Source organism: Hyphomonas neptunium ATCC 15444 (assembly GCF_000013025.1).
Lineage (GTDB): Bacteria > Pseudomonadota > Alphaproteobacteria > Caulobacterales > Hyphomonadaceae > Hyphomonas > Hyphomonas neptunia.
On the sequence record NC_008358.1, the window covers coordinates 141,991 to 161,510 of the forward strand.

Here is a 19,520-nt window from a genome sequence, read left to right on the forward strand (position 1 = left end):
GCTGGTTCTCATGATGCTCAAACTGGCTTTTGCCCCCGCTATCGCCTTCGCTCTTGCTGCTTGTGCGAGCGCGCCGTCTGGTCCGCCGGATCTTCCGTTTGCGGAGGGCCTTGCAGCGGCCTGCGGCAAAGCCTTTGAAGGCCGTGTCGTCAGCCATGACACGGTGGATGACGAGTGGCGCGAGAACAGGTTGGTAGTGCATGTGCGCGATTGCGAACCGGGTGTGTTCCGCCTGCCGCTAAGCGTGGGTGAGGATCGCTCGCGCACCTGGGTTCTGACGTCGACAGGGGAGAATGGCGCCTGGGAGCTGCGCCATGTGCACCGCCATGAAGATGGCAGTCTTGACGCGCTGACCGATTATGGCGGCTTCTCAATTTCTGATCCGGCGGCCGCGCGCCAGGAGTTTCCCGCCGACCAATCCACAAAGGATCTCTTCGACAAAGAGGGGATACCTGTCTCCAAGACCAATGTCTGGGCAGTGGAAGTTCGATCAGGGCAGCAAATGTTTGCCTACGAACTGAAGCGGCCCGAACGGTTCTTCCGGGTTGAGGTGGACCTGTCGACCCCCGTTGAGATTCCGCCTCCGCACTGGGCGCCCCCTGCGCCTCCGATGTGAGGTTCGCGGGCAGCCGGTACGCACGCCGGTCAGCCCTTATGTGCACCGTCCGGTGGACGGGGCATTTCACACTGCCACAAGCTTTGATCCCCCGTTTCCGGCAAGAAGACTGGGGGAGGGGTGGCCTCTCTGGATTCTGGAGCACCGGGGGCACGAACTTTACTTCGCAAGCCCGGAAGAGATGACGCATGTGGCGGGCGTTCTGGGGCAGAAAGTTCTTCCCGATCCGCGCGTTCTGGGCGCCGAGTTTGGCGCTGTGAACTCCCATTGGCTTTCACGCATGGACAAGGTCTGGCTGAGCTGGAAGGTGCGGCAGGAAGTGGTGCGCAAACTCGACAGCGCGCGCGAAAAGGCGCGTGATTTCCCCTAAGTGCGCTAACATGGATCGCATCGGCCCGGCTTCCCAAGGGCGCCCTCGCGCGATAGACACCCGCCACAACTGCGTAACCAGAGATTATCAAGGGGATTTCCCATGGCCGGACACAGCAAATGGGCCAACATCCAGCACCGCAAAGGCAAGCAGGACAAGAAGCGCGCCGTTCTTTTCGCGCGCCTGTCCAAGGAGATCACGGTCGCCTCGAAGATGGGCGGCCCGGACCCTGCGATGAACCCGCGCCTGCGTCTTGCGATTACCAACGCGAAGGGCGTCTCTGTTCCCAAGGACAACATCCAGCGCGCCATTGATAAAGGGCAGAGCAGCGGCGGGGCCGACTATGCTGACATCCGGTATGAAGGCGTGGGGCCGGGCGGCGTGGGTATCATCGTTGAAGCCTCCACCGACAACAAGAACCGCGCGGCGACAGACATCCGGACAGCCTTTTCAAAAAATGGCGGCACATTGGGAACCACCGGGTCGGTATCTTTCAATTTCGATCAGCTCGGCGAGATCGAGTATCCGGTGAGCGCGGGATCGGCAGACGAAGTCATGGAAGCGGCCATCATGGCGGGCGCGCAGGACGTGGAGTCGAATGAGGACGGCCACTGGATCTATACGGCGCGGGAAGACTTCGCGGCCGTATCCACTGCGCTGGCGGACACGTTCGGGAGTAAGGTTGAGCCGACTTCAGCAAAAATCATCTGGAAACCGAAGGTGACCACGCCGATTGCAGGCGACGCAGCCGACCAGTTGATGAAGATGCTCGATGTGCTCGATGAGCTCGACGATGTTCAGAGTGTCTACGACAATTCGGAAATCTCTGAAGACGAGATGGCCCGCCTTTCCGGGGGCTGATTACCCCTCTGCGCCAAGGCCGAGGCTCTCCAGGATACTTTCCGTATCAGCGCCTGGCCGCGGGGGCGGCAGGCGCAAGCTGGCGGGCGTTTCGGAAAAATGGACCGGATGGCGCATGGTCCTATACTTTCCCGCCTCGGGATGTTCCGCTTCGGTGAAAAAGCCGGTAGCTACAAGGTGAGGGTCGGTCAGCACTTCGGCCATCGTGTTGTAGCGCATGGCCGGAATGTCGGCCTTGTCCATCAGTTCCAGCCATTCAGCGGTCGTCTTCGTCGCGCTTACCTTTTCGATGAGGGCGTACAGGTCGCCGACATTTTCGGTGCGCGCCTGATAAGTGGAGAAGCGCGGGTCCTTGAAGATGTCGGGCATGCCGCCGATCTGGAAGAACTTTTCCCACTGCTCGTCCGAATACGGAACAAGCCCGATGAAGCCGTCTTTCGTGGGGTAGGGGCGGCGATTGGGATTGATGGAGCGCGTATAGGCGAGCTTGCCATTGCCGGGCAGGAAGGTCTCGCCATAGAGATTTTCGACCATGTTGAAGAAGGTGAAACTCTCCAGCATCGGCACCTGCACGAACTGACCCTTGCCGGAGCGGGCGCGGTGAAGGAGCGCGGCGAGCGTTGCATAGGTTGCGAAAAGCCCGGCCGTCTTGTCTGCGACGAGAGAGGGCGCGTATTCGGGGCGGCCGCCCGAGCGCAGGGCGTTGAGATCTGCAAAGCCCGATGCGCCCTGAATGAGGTCATCATAGGCCTGGCGGTGTTCATAGGGGCCGCCTTTGCCAAAGCCCGCGCAATGGACGTAGACGATGTCCTCCTTCAGCGCCTTGACCTGTTCATAGCCAAATCCGAGCCGTTCCATGCCGGCGAGGCGCACATTGTGGAAGAAGCAGTCTGCCGTTTTCAGAAGCTCGGTGAGGGCGGCTTTCCCCTCCGGTGTCTTGGCGTCGAGCGTCAATGCCCGCTTGTTGCGGTTGAGCGCCATATAGATGGGGCCGAGATCGCCAGTTGGGGAGGCGCCAGCATAGCGCATGGTATCGCGCTTTTTGGGCGGTTCGATCTTGATGACCTCTGCCCCGAGATCGGCGAGAATGAGCGTTGCGAACGGCCCGAGAACGACAGAACTCATATCGACGATGCGCATACCCGAGAGTGGGCCGGGACGGGACTTATCGGTCATTAAGGGCCTCCATATTTTTCGGGTAAGTGCCTGTAGCGCGCTGCGAAGATCAAGGCATTCCCTTGCGTTATAGCGCGAGGGCGACGCGGGCTTCTTCGATGTGGCTGACCTTGGCATTGAAGCCTGACCAGTCGTCTGCCTCGGCAATCGGAGACCAGAGGGCTTCCACCTCCTCGATGATGAGGCTGACCGGCGCGGGTTTCTGGAAATAGGCCGTTGCCAGGCGTTCCGGGCGCACAGCCTCGCGCGCCATGAGGATGTCGCGGACCGGCCCAAAGGCGGCTGCGCGGTAGAGATCGGCCTGCGGTGAGGCGGCGGCGCGCGTTTCGCTGGCGGCGCCGCCAAACCAGTCGAAGAATGTCTGCGGCCAGTTTGCGCCGCTCTCGGTCATCCAGCCGTAGAAGGCTTGGAGGAACGTGATGTCGGCGGATATGTCACCTTCCGGCTTTATGCCCAGCAAGGCGTGGGTATGGGCGGCGAAGCTGTTCCGGTAGGCTTCCTCATAGGGCGCCAGCGATTTGGCGAGATCGTCGGCTTCGGCCAGAAGCAGCATCGCCGAGGCGAGTTGCTGCAATGCCCATCCCCCCTGCACGGGTTGGCGCCCGAAACGGTAAAGGCCCTGAGAGTCAAAGTAGGCCGCCGTGAAATTCGGATCTGAGACCGGCAGGAACCGCCAGGGGCCAAAGTCAAACGTCTCGCCTGTAATGTTGAAATTATCGGTGTTCATGACGCCGTGCACGAATCCGGCAGCCATCCACTGGCCGATCATCCGGCCTGTCTTGAGGGCGATATTTTCCAGCAGCTTGCACGTCTTGCGGGCCATATCCGGATCATCGGCATCTGGATAGAATTCTGCGACACAGTAATCGACGAGGCGCGCCATGCTCTCGCGATCTTCCATCCAGGCGCAGCGCTGGAAGGTGCCGAAACGGACATGGCTGTGCGAAAGCCGCACCAGCACCGAGGAGCGGGTAGGGGAGGGCTCATCGTTCCGGCTGAGCTGTTCGCCGGTCTCGATCAGGCTGAAGGCTTTTGACGTATTGACGCCGAGCGCTTCAAGATAGCTGGCCGCAAGGATTTCGCGGACGCCGCCCTTGAGCGTCAGCCGGCCATCTCCCTGACGAGACCAGGGCGTCTGGCCGGAGCCTTTGGTGCCCAGGTCCAGAAGGCGGCCTGCCTTGTCGCGGACCTGCGCGAACAGAAAGCCTCGGCCATCTCCCAGCTGGGGATTGTAGGTGCCGAACTGGTGGCCGTGATACCGCATCGCCAGTGGCTGCGGGAGATTTCCCGGCAAGGGGGAGAAGCGTGCGAAATGCGCGATCCAGGCCGCATCGGTTAGATCGCCCAGACCGGTTTCGGCGGCCCAGCGCTGGTTGCGCCAACGCAACAGGGCGGCGGGAAAATCTGCCGGCTCCACGGCGTCGGCGAAAGATTCCGCAATGCGAAGAAACGGACGAGACGAAGGCGCGGCGTGCGGCGGGGGGCTATTCTGCATGATCTACACCAGCTTGTGGGTGAACGGAGGATGTGGGGCGGCGGGCAAAAGTTCTTTTTTTGTATGCAGCGCCGCAGCACAAGTCACCCCTTTGCGACCTCGCAATACCGCATAAGAGTGAGATGTGTCCAATCAATGACAAGCGGCAAAAGCTTGCGCCTGGACCAGTTTAAACGGGAGGAAGCGAATGAAGTATTTCAAGGAAGTGCTCCTTTGCGCCTCAGCGATTGCGCTGAGCGGCGTACTGGGAGCACATGCACAACAAGAAGATGGTGAGCGTAAGCTCAGCACCGTGACAGTCACAGGGTCTTACATTCAGGGTAGTCCGGAGGATGCTGCCCTGCCTGTCGACGTGCTCACCGCAGCCGACCTTGTCCTCGAGGGCAAGCCATCGGTAACCGAACTGATCCGGAATCTGGGCGTTTCGTCCGGTGTAGATGGTCAGACGAACCAGTTTGCCTCAAACGGCCTGGAAGGCACGTCCAACGTGAACCTTCGCGGTCTGGGGCCCGCGCGGACGCTCGTACTCATAAACGGGCGGCGCCATACATTCCATCCATATTCCATCGGCGAGCAGGCGCAGCTGTTTGTCGACACCAACAGCATTCCTTCAATTGCGGTGGGCCGTATTGAAGTTCTCAAAGATGGCGCCGCGGCGCTCTACGGCTCCGATGCAATTGCCGGCGTCGTCAACTTCATCACCCGCGATGACCTGGAAGGGTTTGAAATCGGCGGGTCATATCAAACCTTCGAAGGCACAGACGGCGAGTATGACGTCTCCGCCGCCTATGGCTTCCAGGGATCAAACTTCAACTGGGTTACGTCCGTCGGCTACCAGTTCCGCAACGAAGTGCGCGCGAACGAAAAGGAGTGGGGCGTTCAGCCTTACGCCAACAACCCGGTCGGGGGATGGTCGGCTATCTCCAATCCGGGACGCTTTGTTCCGCTTGGTATCGGTGCAAATGGCCTGACGCCACTGGCGGCAAACGTGAATGATGTCGGGTGCGAACCGCTGGGTGGCACGCTGGCGCCAACCTGCGTGTTCAACTTCACCCAGTTCGACAACCTGGTCGAAGAGGAGGAGCGGTTCCAATTCCTGACGGAATATAACCGGCAACTCGGCAACGGCGCGGAACTGCACCTTGAGCTGATGTATGCGCAGACGGATGTTCCGACCTGGAAAACATCGCCCTCTTACCCGCCGCAAGTTCTGACCAACCAGGTATTGCTCGCCAGCCATCCAGGCTTCCAGCAGTATATTGCGGACAATCCGGGTGCGTTTCCGACTGGTACGGTCGCCGCCTTGTTCATTGGCCGGTCTTTCGGTCTTGGCGGCTATCCGGGGACCGGAAGCTCTCAGGAAGGTAGCCGGGATTATAATACCTGGCGTGGCTCCGGCTCGTACACAGGCAGCTTCGAGAACGACATCAATTATGATCTCGGGCTTTCCTACTCAACGACTGAAGGCTATCGCCTGACAAACGACACCTACATCACGGGCCTGACATCAGCGCTGCGCGGTTTTGGTGTGTGTACAGATCCCAATACGGGGTTTGACCCGGCAACAGGCACTGTGCCCTACGCGCCCGGCTATGCCGGAACGCTGACGGCCGGGGCTGGCGGCTGCGAATACTACAATCCGTTCTCGAACGGTATTGCCGCCAATGCTGTGACCGGGGCGGAAAACCCAGGCTATGTGCCGGGGCTGGAAAACTCGGTAGCGCTTGCTGACTGGTTGACCGATCCAAGCGAGACGACAGCAACGACGGACCTTCTGGTGTTTGATGCCGTATTCTCAGGCACCAGCAACGTCCAGGCTGCCGGCGGCGCAATCGGTTGGGCCGCAGGCGCTCAGGTTCGCCGGGAAAGCTTTGAGGTCGAGCCATCTGCTTTGACCGATCTCAGTGTTACCCCAGGACCAGGCGGCACAGGCCCGTACTCCTTCCTCGCAGGCACAAATGCGGCCGACAGGGAGCAGACGATCTATGCTGTCTTCGGCGAACTGCAGGTTCCGCTTTACGACAATCTGGATATGCAGGTTGCCGTCCGGTATGAGGACTATGGCGGGTCTATCGGCTCGACATTTGACCCCAAGGTTGCGGCCAAATGGCAGGTGAATGACAATATCGCCCTGCGCGGTTCTGCTCAGACATCCTTCCGTGGACCGACGCTCAACCAGCTTGATGGTGTTGGCACAACTCTGCAGTTTGTGTCTGCGGCTTCAGCCTTCAAGGCGATCGACCAGTTCGGTAACCCTGACCTTGCTCCGGAATCGGCATTCAGCTTCAACTTCGGTGCCCTCTTCGAGCAAGGCGGATTCAATGCCTCGCTGGATTACTACAATTTCGACTTTGAAGACCCGATCATCGTGGAAGAACAGTCGAACATTGTGGCGGCAGCTGTCACGGCTCTGAGAGCCGGCGACCTCTCTGATCCGATCCTCAGCCGGATCACGTTCAACGATCCCAACAACATCATTACCGGGACAGGCACACCTGCGGCCGGTTCTGATATTGCACGTGTCCGGACGGGTGTCGTGAACGGCCCGAACATCAAGACTTCGGGTATCGACCTGCGCCTCGGCAATACCTTTGGCGCGATGCAGGGGGGCGGGGAGATTTCTCTCGGACTCGATGCGACCTACATCATCGAATATGATGTGGCGCCTTACTTTGTTGAAGGCGTCTCGATCGGCGGCGGTGATTATGTTGGCCAGTTCAACCGGTCCAACTTCACCCGGTCGATGCCACAATGGAAGGCAAACGTGTTTGCCAATTATGCGCTTGGCGATCACAACCTCCGGGCTGTGATGCGTCACATCGACAGCTACAAGGATGAACGTGCACCAGCCGCGCGCGGCGGCGTTGGCGAAAAGATCGACGCTCAGACGACGTTCGATCTTTTCTACAACTGGAAGGCACCGTTTGAATTCGATCTGGGTCTAAGCGTTGTCAACGTGACGGATGAAGATCCGCCATTTGCGGCATTCGATCTGAACTATGATCCCTATACCCACAATCCGTTCGGCCGGACCTTCAAAATCAACCTGACCAAACGCTTCGGCGGCGGTAGCTGATAAAGAGGTAGGCTCGAACAGAGTTCCTTAGAGGCGGCCCCCGGAAACGGGGGCCGTTTTTCTTGAGCCGGAAAGAAAAAGGGCGGCCTGGAGGCCGCCCTTCTGAGTCTGTGTCTCTCTGGCCCGGAGGCCGGAGATCTTAATAGACGTAGGTGAGTTCCAGGCCGAGCAGGCGGCCTTTCTTGAGCGGCGAGAAGGTGCCGCCAGCGATCTGCGTCTGGTAGGCCGTGTTCGGCGAGCCGGCGACCGAGTTCGGGCCGGGGAAGGGCAGCTGTGTGTCGTTGCCGATCTGCACTTCGTCGAGCAGGTTTTTACCGTAGACAGAGGCCGAAAGGCCTTCCATCGGCGTTTCCCAGGTGATGTTCACATCGATCATGTCCGCATCCTGGATCCAGCCGAAGTTGCTGTCCGTGTAGGCGATACGGTCGCGGTGCTGGTAGCTGGCCTGAGCAACGATGGCGCCGGAGGTTCCGAGGTCAAAGTCCTTGATCAGACCGAAGCCATAGGTCATCGGCGGCACGCGGGGCAGGTCGAGATTGACGTCTTCCCGGTCCACGATGCCGTCGGCGTTGAGGTCGAAGAACACTTCGTCATAACCGGCATCCATGAAGCCGACATTGAACGAACCGAGCAGGGTATCTGTCAGAGCAACGCGGCCATCAAATTCGAGACCGTAGATCGTTGCGTCTGCCGTGTTGACGATGTTCTGGACAACGCCCGAAGCGCCAGCGGTGTTCACTTCGCGCTGCATGTTGCCGACTTCGGTCATGAAGGCAGCGCCGTTGACCTGAATGCGGCCGTCGACGCTTTGCGCCTTGAAGCCGACTTCATAGGAATCGACTTCTTCTTCATCAAAGCCAAGGCTGCCGGTCTGCGCCACGAATTGATTGAAGATCGGCAGGTCGGTTATGCGGAAGTTGTAGCCGCCCGAGCGGAAGCCCTTGGTGTAGTGGGCGTAGGACTGGACATTGTCGTTCCAGAAATACTGGAGGCCGACTTTGGGGGTCCAGTTCTTCCATTCGTCAGAGTCGCTGAAGCCGTTGGGCTCGCCCGGCGCGCCGGGAGGGCTGATAAGGCCGATCAGTGAGTTGAAGCCGTCGGCGGAACAGGTGCCTTCGACGACGCTGCAAGGGAAGCGGGGGCGGATGTAGATGACGTCGCCAGCTTTTTCCTCGACCGAGTAACGAACGCCGACAGTCGCGATCAGTTTCTCCGTCAGAGAATAGTCAACGTTGGCGAATGCGCCCCAGACCGTGTGGTCCAGCGTGCCGCCGCCGTAGAAGCCCCACGGAATGCTCGCCGGAAGGGCTGCAGGGCGGGTGCTCGGCAGGTTACGGATCTCTGTGTAGTCGAGCGTCTGCTCGAAATAGTAGAGGCCTGTGGTCAGGTCGATCTTGTCGAACGTGCCCGCATAGCGCAGCTCGTTTGAGAACTGTTCCTGATTGAACTCGGCATTGGAGTGGAAGAGTGTCAGCGGCGTTGCATCGATGTCGCCGCTCGAGGTGGACTCGTAGTTGCGGTAACCGAAGATGTTCGTGATCACGCCATTGCCGAAGCCGACATCAAGGTCCGTGCGGAGCGATCCGAGGATCGTTTCAGATTCGCCAAAGCCGGGATTGTTGATCGACATGTCGAAATTATCGCGGTCGAACCAGGAGTGGTTCTTGCCCGAGGGGCCATCCGAACGCGAGTCGGTGTATTCGAGCTTGCCGAGGAAGGTGAGGGCATCGGTCGGCATGAATTCAAGGCCACCGCGATAGGTGATGGACTGAAGTTCGCCGTGGTTGTCGCCGTTGAAGCTGTTTTTGAAGTAGCCGTCATCGGTGTTGTAAGAGACGCCAAACTTGCCGTTCAGCAGGTTCTCGATCAGCGGACCGGAAACGATTGCCTGAACGTTGGTGTTTGCGCCGCCGCGGTCGCTGTCGACCGGGCCGTCAATGCTGGTGCGGGCCTTGAAAGAGAATTCGTCGGTGGGGTTGGCCGTGTTGACGACAATGGCGCCGCCTGTGGTGTTGCGGCCGAAGAGCAGGCCTTGCGGGCCGCGCAGAACTTCGATGCTGTCGAGGTCAAACATGTCGACAACGACGCCGCTGTTCACGCCGAGATAAACGCCGTCCACGAAGACGCCGACTGCCGGGTCGATCGACGGGATGGACGAGTTCACGCCAAGGCCGCGGATTGCGAAGTTGGCTGTGCCGCGCGCGGTGCCCACGTCATCCAGCGAGACGTTCGGGGCCGAATAGCTCAGGCTTTCCAGCGTCGTGACGTTGAGCGCGTCCAGCGTGTCAGAGTTATAGGCAGACATAGCGACCGCAACGGTCTGCACGTCTTCCACATCAGCCTTCTTGGTCGCAGTCACGGTAACCGTACCAAGCACGCGCTCAATCGCAGATTCGCGGGTCGCGCTTGTCTCGGTCTGTGTCTCTTCCTGGGCATGGGATGGGGCAATCAGGATGAGGGCTGCAGATGCAGACGTCATCAGAATTTTATTGAACGTCATTTCCGGGAGTTTCCTCTAGTCTTTTGCGGTGCCAGCGGTGTCTGGCCCTTGCGGACTAAATAGACAGTTATCAAACATTTGAAATGTTTGCTGCGGTGCAATATTCGTGTTTAATTGCAGGGTGTTGCCCGTGGGTCACGCAAAATGTAAGTACTTTTTTGGAACTTTATATAGTTCTTAAATCGCACCGAGGGCTTCGCCCGTTATTTTGCCCGCCTCTCTTGCTGCCAACCGTGCGGTCGCTGAGATGTGAGTAAGGTTCAGAAATCCGTGTACCATCGAAGGATATTCCTTTTCACTCACCGCAATGCCCATGGCGCGCAGCTTTGCTGCATAGGCGAGACCTTCATCATGCAGAGGGTCCCATCCGCACACGATGATATGTGCCGGGGGCAAACCTTTCAGTTCTTCAGCGGGCGCAAACAATGGTGAAATTCGGGGGTCCATGTAAGTTCCCGGATCGGGCAGATAGTGGCCCCGGAAGAATTCGAACAGGCCGACGGAGATGAAGAAGCCGCTCTCCTGAGGAGACATCTTCTTGCTGCGGATGTCGGCAAACTGGAGCAGGGGGTAGAGAAGTAGCTGGAAGGCGGGCCGGGGGCCTTTGATCCGGTTCATCTGTTGGCAGACGAATGCAGCCAGGTTTCCGCCAGCACTATCTCCGGCCACGGCGACACGGCGCGGATCAATTCCGACATCTTCACCATGCGCGCTGATCCAGTGCCACGCGGCCAGGGCGTCGTCATGTGCGCATGGGAAGCAGGTTTCCGGCGCGAGGCGATAATCGATTGCCAGCACCCGGCAGCGCGAGCCTTCTGCCATACGGCGGCAGATCATGTCATGGCTTTCCAGATCACCCAGGACAAACCCGCCACCATGGAAAAAAAGTATGCCGGGGCCGGGCGGTACGCCAGCGCCGAGGGGTACGTACAGGCGGGCCTTAAGGGGACCGGTGGGGCCGGGAATGGTCAGAATGCGAACGTCTGCGAGTTCCGGCGCGTCGGGTTCTCCAGAATAGTCCATCCTGAAAAACTGTTGCCGCAGCCGCTCGATGGGCAGGCGCAGGTCCGGTGGATGCATCTCTGGGAGGTGCAGTTTGTCTCTGAAGCTGCGGAAGGCATCGTCAAACGTCATGGGCCACACATCTGCCGGGCAATTCCGGCGATGTGATGGCGCATTAGGTGTGATGCAAGGGCCTTGAAAGCGCGTCCGGATCTAAAGTTGTATGACGCCGGGCGCTGGAGGCTCAGCGTAAAGCGCCTGAACAAGGTTTGCACGCCGGGAAATGACCAGACGTTGGTTCACATAGCCTTTGTCGGTGATCTCTCCAGCGTCGATGCTTGGCGCCTCGGTCATCACGAGAACACGTTTGATGCGCCGGGAGGAGCCGGGCTCGCCCGCGTTGAAGGCGCTGGCCTTGCGCGCAAGGTCGGCGACAAGCGCGGCAAAGCCCTTGGCTGGCTCCCCGGCGGCTTTGGCATATTGTTCGGCCGTTGCGGGTGAGGGCCATACCAGCGCGGTCGCAAAGTCCTTGTCCTGGCCACAAATGACGGCGTCAAATATCAGCGGTGAGCAGGCGGCGACAAAGTCGGGTCTGAGTGTTCCAACCGATACCCAGGTGCCGGAGGAAAGCTTGAAGTCCTCGCCCACCCGGCCATCGAAGATGAGGCCCTGATTTGGATCACTTTCATCGACGAATTTCACCGCATCTCCGAGGCAGTAGAAGCCTTCTTCGTCAAAGACTTCGGCATTCTTTTTCGGGTCGTTGTGATAGCCCGGCATTACGCTGGGGCCTTTAACGCGCACCTCCAGCTTTTCACCGTTCGGGACGAGTTTGAGGGTCGTTCCGGGGAGCGGAAGCCCGACCAGGCCAACCCGCTCGGCTTCCCAGTGAACTACGGTGATGCCTTGTGTTTCAGTCGCACCATACATTGTGATGATGGGGATGCGGCGCCCCGTGGCTTTGATGGAGAGCGCCTGCAGGCGGTCGTAAAGATCGTCCGAAAGGGTGGCTCCGCCATAACCGATGGAGCGCATGTTCTTGAAGAAGGCTTTCAGCAGCGCTTCATCCTGTTCCATCGCTTCCGCCAGCATCGAGAGTGCGATTGGCGCCGTCCCGAAAGTTGACGGGCTACACTCGTGAATGTTGCGGATGGTCTCATGGAACAGCGCGGCGGTGGGCTTGCCGCCGTCAATCCAGAACGTGGCGCCATTCCAGAGGGCGCCATTGAAGTTCACATTGGAGCCGGAGATATGGTTCCAGGGCAGCCAGTCCAGCACATGGGCGATCTTGTCTGGGTCATAATCGGGATCGCGGGCATCATCGCGCAAACCTTCCTGGCCAGCGATCATTGCGCACATCGACCCCTGCGTTTGCGGAACGGGCTTTGGCATGCCCGTTGAGCCGGACGTGAAAAGGTATTTCGCAGTTGTGTCATCTGTCAGTGTCGACATCGCTGCGGCAATGGCCGAGGTGGGGGGCGTTGAAACCAGGTCATCAAAATGACGGACCGAATTGTCGCCGCCGGGGGCGGCGCTGACGATCGTACAGTCTTGAGCTCCAAGCGCGGCGATGCCCCGTTGAAAGGGCGCAAGCTGCTCGGCAAATATAATCGCGGGCTTCACTGACGCATAGCAATGCTTCAGCTTGTCGAAGTCATTGGACATGGTGGAGTAGGGGACCGAGATGGGCGCCGCAGGCGCACCGATCTTCTGGGCAGCGAGGATCACGAGGGCCGCGCGGATAGAGTTTCCCGACAAGATCATGACCGGCGCGTCAGGGCCTGCGCCGAGATCAAGGAAGGCTTGTGCCAGAGAGTCTGTCAGACGATTGGCGTCCCCGTAAGTTACCTCCACCCATTGATCCGTCTCCGGATCACGTTCCTTGATGAAAACCCGGTCCGGATGTTGAGCGGCACGCTCTGCGAGCGCGTGCGGAATGGTTGAGGGGCGTAAGCCCGGCGCTTGGCGCGACTTGATATATATTGCGCCGCCCTTGCGGGTCATTTCCACATCGGGGGACTTTTGCGGCAGGGGGCGAAACGGGGGAAGGGTTTGTCCTTCGGCCATGATGAATTCCTCGGCGATGTCGGTATAGCTGCATCCAAGGATAGCTGCCCGGCGTCAGTGCGCAACAGGTGACGCCGCGCTAAGCGGGTGGCTCAGCTGTTTCCAGCCGCTGCAGTTACTGCGTTTGCTGCATGGTGCAGGGCTTTTAGCATGAGGTCTTCGTCCAGTGCTTCAGCCATAACGCGGATCAAAGGTTCTGTGCCGGACTTTCTCACCACCATCCGCCCACGGTCGCCGAGCAGGCCCTCTGCTTCGGCCAGCGCTGTCTTGACCCTATCAGATTCGAGAGGGTTCGCGCCCGAATAGCGTATGTTAATCAGCTCCTGTGGCGCGGGCGTGAAAACCCGCAACATATCGGATGCCTTACCGCCGCGCGCGGCGAGCACTGACAGGATTTGCAATCCTGCCAGAAGGCCGTCTCCTGTAGTGGAAACATCTGAAAGTATGATGTGTCCGGATTGTTCGCCACCGAGGTTGAAACCGTGTGCGCGCATATGTTCGCCTACATACCGGTCACCCACCTTCGTGCGTGCCAGAGTTAGTCCTTCCGTCTTCAGATATTCTGACAGCCCCATGTTGGACATTACCGTGGCCACCATGCCGCCACCCTTGAGGCGGCCGGTGCGGTGCATTTCGCCCGCAATGAGGCCCATGACCTGGTCGCCGTCCGCTTCGGTACCGGTTTCGTCTATTACGATCAGGCGGTCTGCATCACCGTCCAGAGCAATTCCGATATGAGCGCCGGTTTCCAGAACGGCCGCCTTGAGCGCGCCGGTTGCAGTAGAGCCAAACCCGGCATTGATATTGATCCCGTCTGGCGCGGCGCCAATAACGGTCAGCTGGGCGCCGAGTTCAGTCAGGGCGGCCGGTCCGGTCTCAAATCCTGCGCCATGTGCGCAGTCCAGAACGACCTTCAGTTTCGAGAAATCTTGTCCGCCAGCGAGTGTGTCGAGGCAGCGGCGGACATATCGATTTGACGTGCCGGCCATCGTGCGTGGAAGCGTGATCTCGGCGGGCGCGGCGTACTCGCCTTTCAGCGCTGTACCCATAGCCATTTCGAGCGCTTCTTCGGTGTCATCGTCGAACTTGATGCCCTCGGGACTGAACAGCTTGAGGCCATTGTCCTCAAATTTGTTGTGACTTGCCGAGACCATAACCCCGAGCGCGGCACCCGTTTCCCGCGCCATCAGGGCAACTGCGGGGGTCGGCACGACGCCGAGCAGCACAGGGGTAATTCCCATCGATGTGAAACCCGCGACAAGTGCTGCTTCGATCATGTCTCCCGAGCGGCGGGTGTCGCGGCCGATCACGACCTCCCTTCCTCCTTCGGGCGCGAAGGTGCGGGCGGCTGCTATGGAGAGGCGCAGCGCTGTTTCTGCCGTCATCGGACTTGTATTCACCCGTCCGCGAATGCCGTCCGTTCCAAAATATTGGCGCGCCATGTCTTTCCTCCGACGCCGGCCATTCAATGCGGCGTCACATCTCCAAAAACGACAAAGTGGGGATTGTCGTATCCGCGGTCCCGCTTGCCATAGAGGAGGGGCTCTCCGGAAATAGTCAGTACGCGGCCCCCGGCAGCTTCCACGACGGCCTGTCCAGCAGCAGTATCCCACTCCATGGTGCGGCCGAGACGGGGGTAGACGTCTGCCTCACCTGCTGCAACGAGGCAGAATTTCAGGGCAGAGCCAGCCCCTTTGATTTCGGCAACCGGATACTGCGACAGCCATTCATCCGTCTCGGGACTACGGTGCGACTTGGAGGCAACGGCGGTTAGTCCGGCAGCCGGGGCAGGGCGTACCTTGAGCGTCGTGCGATCGCCGGGAACCGGCCCGTCGGGTGCAGCATTTGCATGCCAGGCTTTGCCAGGGCCTTCGGCGACAAAAAGACGGTTCTGGGCAGGAACATAAACGACGCCCATGACCGGACGGCCATGTTCGATGATTGCAATATTCACCGTGAACTCGCCATTCTTTGCGACGAATTCCTTGGTCCCGTCCAGCGGGTCAACCAGTGCGAAGCGGGCGCCGTGTTCGGGCATGTGTCCGCCCGCGACCGCCTCTTCGGCGATGACCTGGAGGCTGGGCTCCGCCTCGGCGAGGCCTTTCAGTATGATTGCTTCGGCAAGGCCATCGGCTTCGGTCAGTACGGAATGATCGTCCTTGTGGCTGACGCTGAAGTCCGTGCGATAAACGCGCATGATTTCCTTGCCGGCGGCAAGGGCGATAGCGGCGAGAATGTCTGCGGTGACTGCCATTGAAGCCCTCCTCGCTCAGCGCATTACATCAAGCAGCTCAACTTCGAACTGCAGTGCCGTGTTGGGAGGGATCGGTCCGCCGGGAGTGCCTTCTTCGCCATACCCGAGTTCAGACGGAATGTAGAGCATCCAGTGATCGCCGGGTTTCATCATGGCCAGGGCCTCTACCCAGCCGCTGATGAGGGCGTTTGAAGGAAAAACCTCCGGGTCCCCGCGTTGGTAGGAGGAGTCAAAAAGCTCTCCTGTTTCTGCGAGGCGGCCTTCATAGTGGACAACGACGAGTTGGCCGCCAACAGGAGGTTCTCCCTCCGCATCGCCGCTTTTGAGCACAATGTATTGTAATCCGGACTCGGTCGTTTTCACTTCCGGAAGGTCAGCATCCCATGGGTAGTATTTGGCCCAGGCAGCTGCATCGGATTTCTTGGGTTCGACGATTTCAAGAAGAGAAACATAGAATACCAGATCGTCCCCCGCCTTGATGACGCCGCGAGCCTGATTGCCGTAAGCAAGCTTGTTGGGGATGTAGAAGACATACTCGTCACCCACGCTCATTTCCTGAAGGCCGATGGTCCAGCCGGGGATCACCTGATTGAGACGGAATTCAGACGGGTCACCCCGGTCAATCGAGGAATCGAATTTCTCGCCTGAAGGCAGGCGGCCGTCATAATGAACGCGCACCCGGTCAGACGGTACAGGCTTCTTTCCGTCTTTAGGGCCCTCTTTCACGATGATGTACTGGACACCGCTGTCAGTGGTCTGGATGCCTTTTGCATCCGGGTCCCAGGGCAGGTAGTCGTCGACAGGGGAGGTCATGGCAGAGTCCTCGGCGGAACTATCCGCGCTGCTGGATTGAGGGGCGCACGCTGCCAGCGAAAGGCTGACGGCTGCGGCGGCAAGTAGGGCGCGAAACATGGAGCAACCTCCTGAAGGGGCAAAACTGTCGCGTGCTCTCTAGGCGCGTTCAGCGTGATAGTCACGTGTAACGCGCCGTTCCTAGATGGCGCGCGGCGGGTAGCCAGCCTGAGCCAGCGCGTCGATGACTTCCTGTGTGTGCTGGCTGTCACGGGTCTCCATCAGGATGTCGAACTCGGCGCCTTTCGCCGGCACATCCAGCGCAATCCGGTTGTGGGCGACTTCCATGATATTGGCGCCATTGTCTCCGATGATCTTGGAAACCAGCGCGAGCAGGCCCGGCCGGTCATCTCCGACGATGCGGATACGGGCCAGTCGGTTCTCGCGGACCAGTGCCCGCGTCAAAACAGAGGCCAGCAGGCGCGTATCGATATTGCCGCCGCAGAGTACGAGGCCAACCTTGCGTCCATAGAAACGGGAAGGGTGGGCGAGGAGAGCGGCAAGGCCCGCGGCCCCGGCGCCTTCTGCAATCGTCTTTTCGACCTCTACAAAGAGCGTAATGGCGCGTTCGAGGTGTTCCTCCTCAACGAGGACCACATCATCCACCATGCGCTCGCAGATCTGCCGGGTGATGTCCCCAACATCGCGCACGGCAATGCCTTCTGCGATCGTTGCACCGCCCGTTTTTGCGGGTTTGCCGCGCATGGCGGCGTGCATGGCCGGATACATTGCCGTCTGCACGCCAATGATGCGGATTTCCGGCTTCAGCGCTTTCGCCGCAATGGCTATGCCTGAAATCAGGCCGCCGCCACCGATTGGCACAACCAGCGTATCGAGCCCCGGATTGTCCGCCAGCATCTCAAGCGCGATAGTGCCCTGGCCAGCGATGATGTCTGCATCATCGAAAGGATGTACGAATGTCAGGCCTTCACGCTCGCAGACGGCATAGGCATGGGCCTTGGCCTCATCGAATGTCATGCCTTCCAACAGAACACGGGCGCCGTGATCGCGGGTATGCTCAACCTTGTTGAAAGGGGTGGTCTGCGGCATCACGATGGTCGCGGGAATACCAAGGCGACGGGCGTGATAGGCAACGCCTTGCGCATGGTTGCCGGCCGAAGCGGCAATCACGCCATATTTCTTCTCATTGTCGGAAAGCTTGGAGAGCTTGTTCAGCGCGCCGCGTTCCTTGAAGGCGGCGGTGTACTGCCGGTTCTCCAGCTTGACCCAAACTTCAGCGCCCGTAATTGCCGACAGTGTTTTGGAGTGGGCGAGCTCTGTGCGCTCAATTTGCCCCTCCAGCACCTTGGCGGCGGCCTGTATGTCGGACAGGGTTACGGGCAGTTCGGGAGGCAATGTATCAGGCATGGGAAGGGTCCGGTCAGAAGCGGGCGCACCCTATGCGGGCGGGGTTCAATTTACAAGCAATCCTGCCGTTCCACTCCCAGGGTCATGTTCCGCCACCCAATGGTCGGGGCCGACCTCGACAAGCTGGGGCTGATACTGCTCGGCATCTTCATCATCCTTGAGCTTTGACTTCAGGAAGCGCAGCGCCGCCCGGCTGTCCAGCGGGCTGGGGAGGTCGCCAGTCAGGCGCACGCGTTCCCGGCTGCGCTCGCCTTTCGGGTCCGCGTTGGGAACGGCGGCAATCAGGCCCTGGGTGTAGGGGTGGCGGGCATCTTCATAGATGGCGGTGCGCCCGGCCAGTTCGACGATCCGGCCAAGATACAGCACCATCACCCGGTGGCTGATCTGGCGCACGACGGCGAGGTCGTGGCTGATGAATATCATCGCGAGGCCGAACTCTTTCTGAAGCTCGATGAGAAGGTCGACTACCTGTGCCTGGACCGACACGTCGAGCGCCGAAACCGCCTCATCGCAGATAACCAGTTTCGGCTTCAGGATCATGGCGCGGGCGATCCCGACACGCTGGTTCTGGCCGCCTGAAAGCTCGTGCGGATACCGGTTGATCAGATTTGGATCGAGCCCGACGCGTGGCAGGATTTCCCGCACTTTGGCTTCGCGCTCACTGCGGGAGAGGCCGGGATCGTGGACGAGCAGCGGTTCGGCAACAGACGCCCCAATGGTCATTCTTGGGTCAAGGCTGGCCAGCGGGTCCTGGAACACGATCTGCAGATCATCGCGCAGGCCGTTCATTTCGCTGCGGCTGGCTTTGGCAATATCCCGGCCCAGCCAGGCGACCTTGCCTGCTGTTGGCGGGATCAGCCTCAGGACGCCGCGCGCCAGAGTAGACTTTCCGCATCCTGATTCTCCGACCACGCCGAGTGTTTCGCCGGGCCTCAGGTCAAAGCTCACCCCGTTGACCGCTTTGAGGGGCTTGGTCTTGCCGAACAGGCCTCCTTTTATCTGTATCGGAAAATGAACCTTCATCTCCTCAACGCGGAGAACCGGCTCTATTCCATCTGCGGGAGCCGGGCATAGGGCCGGCCGGCCGGGCGGGTCGGGTTGATCAAGACGAGGTACGGCGGCCAGCAGCATCTTTGTATAATCGTGCTTGGGCGCATAAAAGATCTGGTCGGTGGTGCCTTCTTCGACAATCTCGCCATATCGCATAACAATCACACGATCACACATGCGAGCGACGACACCCATATTGTGCGTGATTAGAACAATGCCGGTGTCTGTTTCCCGCTTGAGTTCATCCATGAGCTCAAGAACCTGCGCCTGTACGGTCACATCCAGCGCAGTGGTCGGCTCGTCCGCGATCAACACTTTTGGGCCGCAGAGCATGGCAATAGCGATCATCACGCGCTGACGCATGCCGCCCGACAACTCGTGTGGGAACTGTTCCATCCGCCGCGCGGCTTCGGGAATACGAACATGTTCCAGCCACTCGACGCAGCGTTGGTTGGCTTCTGCGCCCTTCAAGCCTTTGTGAAGGGCCAGTATCTCCCGCATCTGGGCGCCGACTGTCATGTGCGGTGTCAGGCTTGTCAGCGGGTCCTGAAATATCATCGACATTTCGGCGCCGCGGATGCTGCGAAGCTCTGGAATGGATGCCGTGAGCATTTCCGTGCCGCTGAAGTTTATGCTGCCGGTGGCTTTGCCATTGCCTGCCAGAAGGCCCATGGCGGCAAGGGCTGACTGGCTCTTTCCAGAGCCGCTTTCGCCAACAATGCCTACACACTCTCCAGGGGAAACATTGAAAGAAACTCCCTTCACAGCGTTCACTGTGCCATCGGGCGTTTCGAAATCGACCTTAAGGTCCGTCACGGTCAGAAGTGTCATGG

15 protein-coding genes are annotated in these 19,520 nt (G+C 59.7%); 5 read left to right on the top strand and 10 right to left on the bottom strand.

All coding sequences use genetic code 11. The features are described from left to right. The first annotated feature begins 10 nt into the window (after positions 1–10). The 3 genes from HNE_RS00790 (at position 11) to HNE_RS00800 (ending at position 1,847) form a co-directional block, all read left to right on the top strand. Positions 11–616: a hypothetical protein gene (locus HNE_RS00790; RefSeq protein ID WP_233351962.1), complete on the top strand. Its 606-nt coding sequence runs from the start codon at positions 11–13 to the stop codon at positions 614–616. 181 nt (positions 617–797) lie between these two features. Continuing rightward, on the top strand, positions 798–986 hold the full coding sequence (locus tag HNE_RS00795) for a hypothetical protein (RefSeq protein WP_035592331.1): 189 nt from the start codon (positions 798–800) through the stop codon (positions 984–986). 102 nt (positions 987–1,088) lie between these two features. Next, positions 1,089–1,847, top strand: coding sequence for a YebC/PmpR family DNA-binding transcriptional regulator (locus HNE_RS00800; RefSeq protein WP_011645195.1), 759 nt, complete (start codon positions 1,089–1,091; stop codon positions 1,845–1,847). On the opposite strand, the gene HNE_RS00805 is transcribed toward HNE_RS00800, so the two are convergent. After that, positions 1,848–3,023, bottom strand: a complete 1,176-nt coding sequence (locus tag HNE_RS00805; RefSeq protein WP_011645196.1) for a CaiB/BaiF CoA transferase family protein — start codon at positions 3,021–3,023, stop codon at positions 1,848–1,850. Positions 3,024–3,090: 67 nt separating this feature from the next. Continuing rightward, positions 3,091–4,518, bottom strand: a complete 1,428-nt coding sequence (locus HNE_RS00810; protein WP_011645197.1) for a protein adenylyltransferase SelO — start codon at positions 4,516–4,518, stop codon at positions 3,091–3,093. Between the two features lie 187 nt (positions 4,519–4,705). Between HNE_RS00810 and HNE_RS00815 the strand changes: the two genes are divergently transcribed. Continuing rightward, complete coding sequence (locus HNE_RS00815) at positions 4,706–7,594, top strand: TonB-dependent receptor domain-containing protein (protein WP_011645198.1); 2,889 nt, start codon at positions 4,706–4,708, stop codon at positions 7,592–7,594. Positions 7,595–7,733: 139 nt separating this feature from the next. Here the strand turns inward: HNE_RS00815 and HNE_RS00820 are convergent, their stop codons facing one another. Next, positions 7,734–10,094 carry a TonB-dependent receptor gene (locus tag HNE_RS00820; RefSeq protein WP_011645199.1) on the bottom strand — a complete coding sequence of 787 codons (2,361 nt, stop codon included), beginning with the start codon at positions 10,092–10,094 and terminating at the stop codon, positions 7,734–7,736. 177 nt (positions 10,095–10,271) lie between these two features. Further along, positions 10,272–11,027 carry an alpha/beta hydrolase gene (locus tag HNE_RS00825; protein ID WP_324602995.1) on the bottom strand — a complete coding sequence of 252 codons (756 nt, stop codon included), beginning with the start codon at positions 11,025–11,027 and terminating at the stop codon, positions 10,272–10,274. Here HNE_RS00825 and HNE_RS18860 point away from each other — a divergent pair. Beyond that, positions 10,935–11,264 (top strand): hypothetical protein, encoded by a 330-nt coding sequence (locus tag HNE_RS18860; protein WP_233351964.1) that lies wholly within the window; start codon positions 10,935–10,937, stop codon positions 11,262–11,264. The two genes, HNE_RS00825 and HNE_RS18860, sit on opposite strands and share 93 nt — an antisense overlap. A gap of 45 nt (positions 11,265–11,309) precedes the next feature. Here HNE_RS18860 and HNE_RS00830 read toward each other — a convergent pair whose 3' ends face one another. The 6 genes from HNE_RS00830 to HNE_RS18865 all read right to left on the bottom strand — a co-directional run bounded on the left by HNE_RS00830 (position 11,310) and on the right by HNE_RS18865 (position 19,518). Next, positions 11,310–13,163 carry an AMP-binding protein gene (locus HNE_RS00830; RefSeq protein WP_011645201.1) on the bottom strand — a complete coding sequence of 618 codons (1,854 nt, stop codon included), beginning with the start codon at positions 13,161–13,163 and terminating at the stop codon, positions 11,310–11,312. A 92-nt stretch (positions 13,164–13,255) separates the two neighbouring features. Continuing rightward, positions 13,256–14,605: a phosphoglucosamine mutase gene (glmM, locus tag HNE_RS00835; RefSeq protein ID WP_011645202.1), complete on the bottom strand. Its 1,350-nt coding sequence runs from the start codon at positions 14,603–14,605 to the stop codon at positions 13,256–13,258. Between the two features lie 23 nt (positions 14,606–14,628). Continuing rightward, the gene (gene cysQ / locus HNE_RS00840) at positions 14,629–15,417 is read right to left on the bottom strand and encodes a 3'(2'),5'-bisphosphate nucleotidase CysQ (protein ID WP_011645203.1); all 789 of its coding nucleotides are present in this window, start codon (positions 15,415–15,417) and stop codon (positions 14,629–14,631) included. 15 nt (positions 15,418–15,432) lie between these two features. Next, positions 15,433–16,329 (bottom strand): FKBP-type peptidyl-prolyl cis-trans isomerase, encoded by an 897-nt coding sequence (locus HNE_RS00845; protein WP_011645204.1) that lies wholly within the window; start codon positions 16,327–16,329, stop codon positions 15,433–15,435. Between the two features lie 81 nt (positions 16,330–16,410). Further along, positions 16,411–17,637, bottom strand: a complete 1,227-nt coding sequence (locus tag HNE_RS00850) for a threonine ammonia-lyase (protein ID WP_011645205.1) — start codon at positions 17,635–17,637, stop codon at positions 16,411–16,413. A gap of 45 nt (positions 17,638–17,682) precedes the next feature. Then, positions 17,683–19,518, bottom strand: coding sequence for an ABC transporter ATP-binding protein (locus tag HNE_RS18865; RefSeq protein WP_035592328.1), 1,836 nt, complete (start codon positions 19,516–19,518; stop codon positions 17,683–17,685). Between the last annotated feature and the right edge of the window lie 2 nt (positions 19,519–19,520).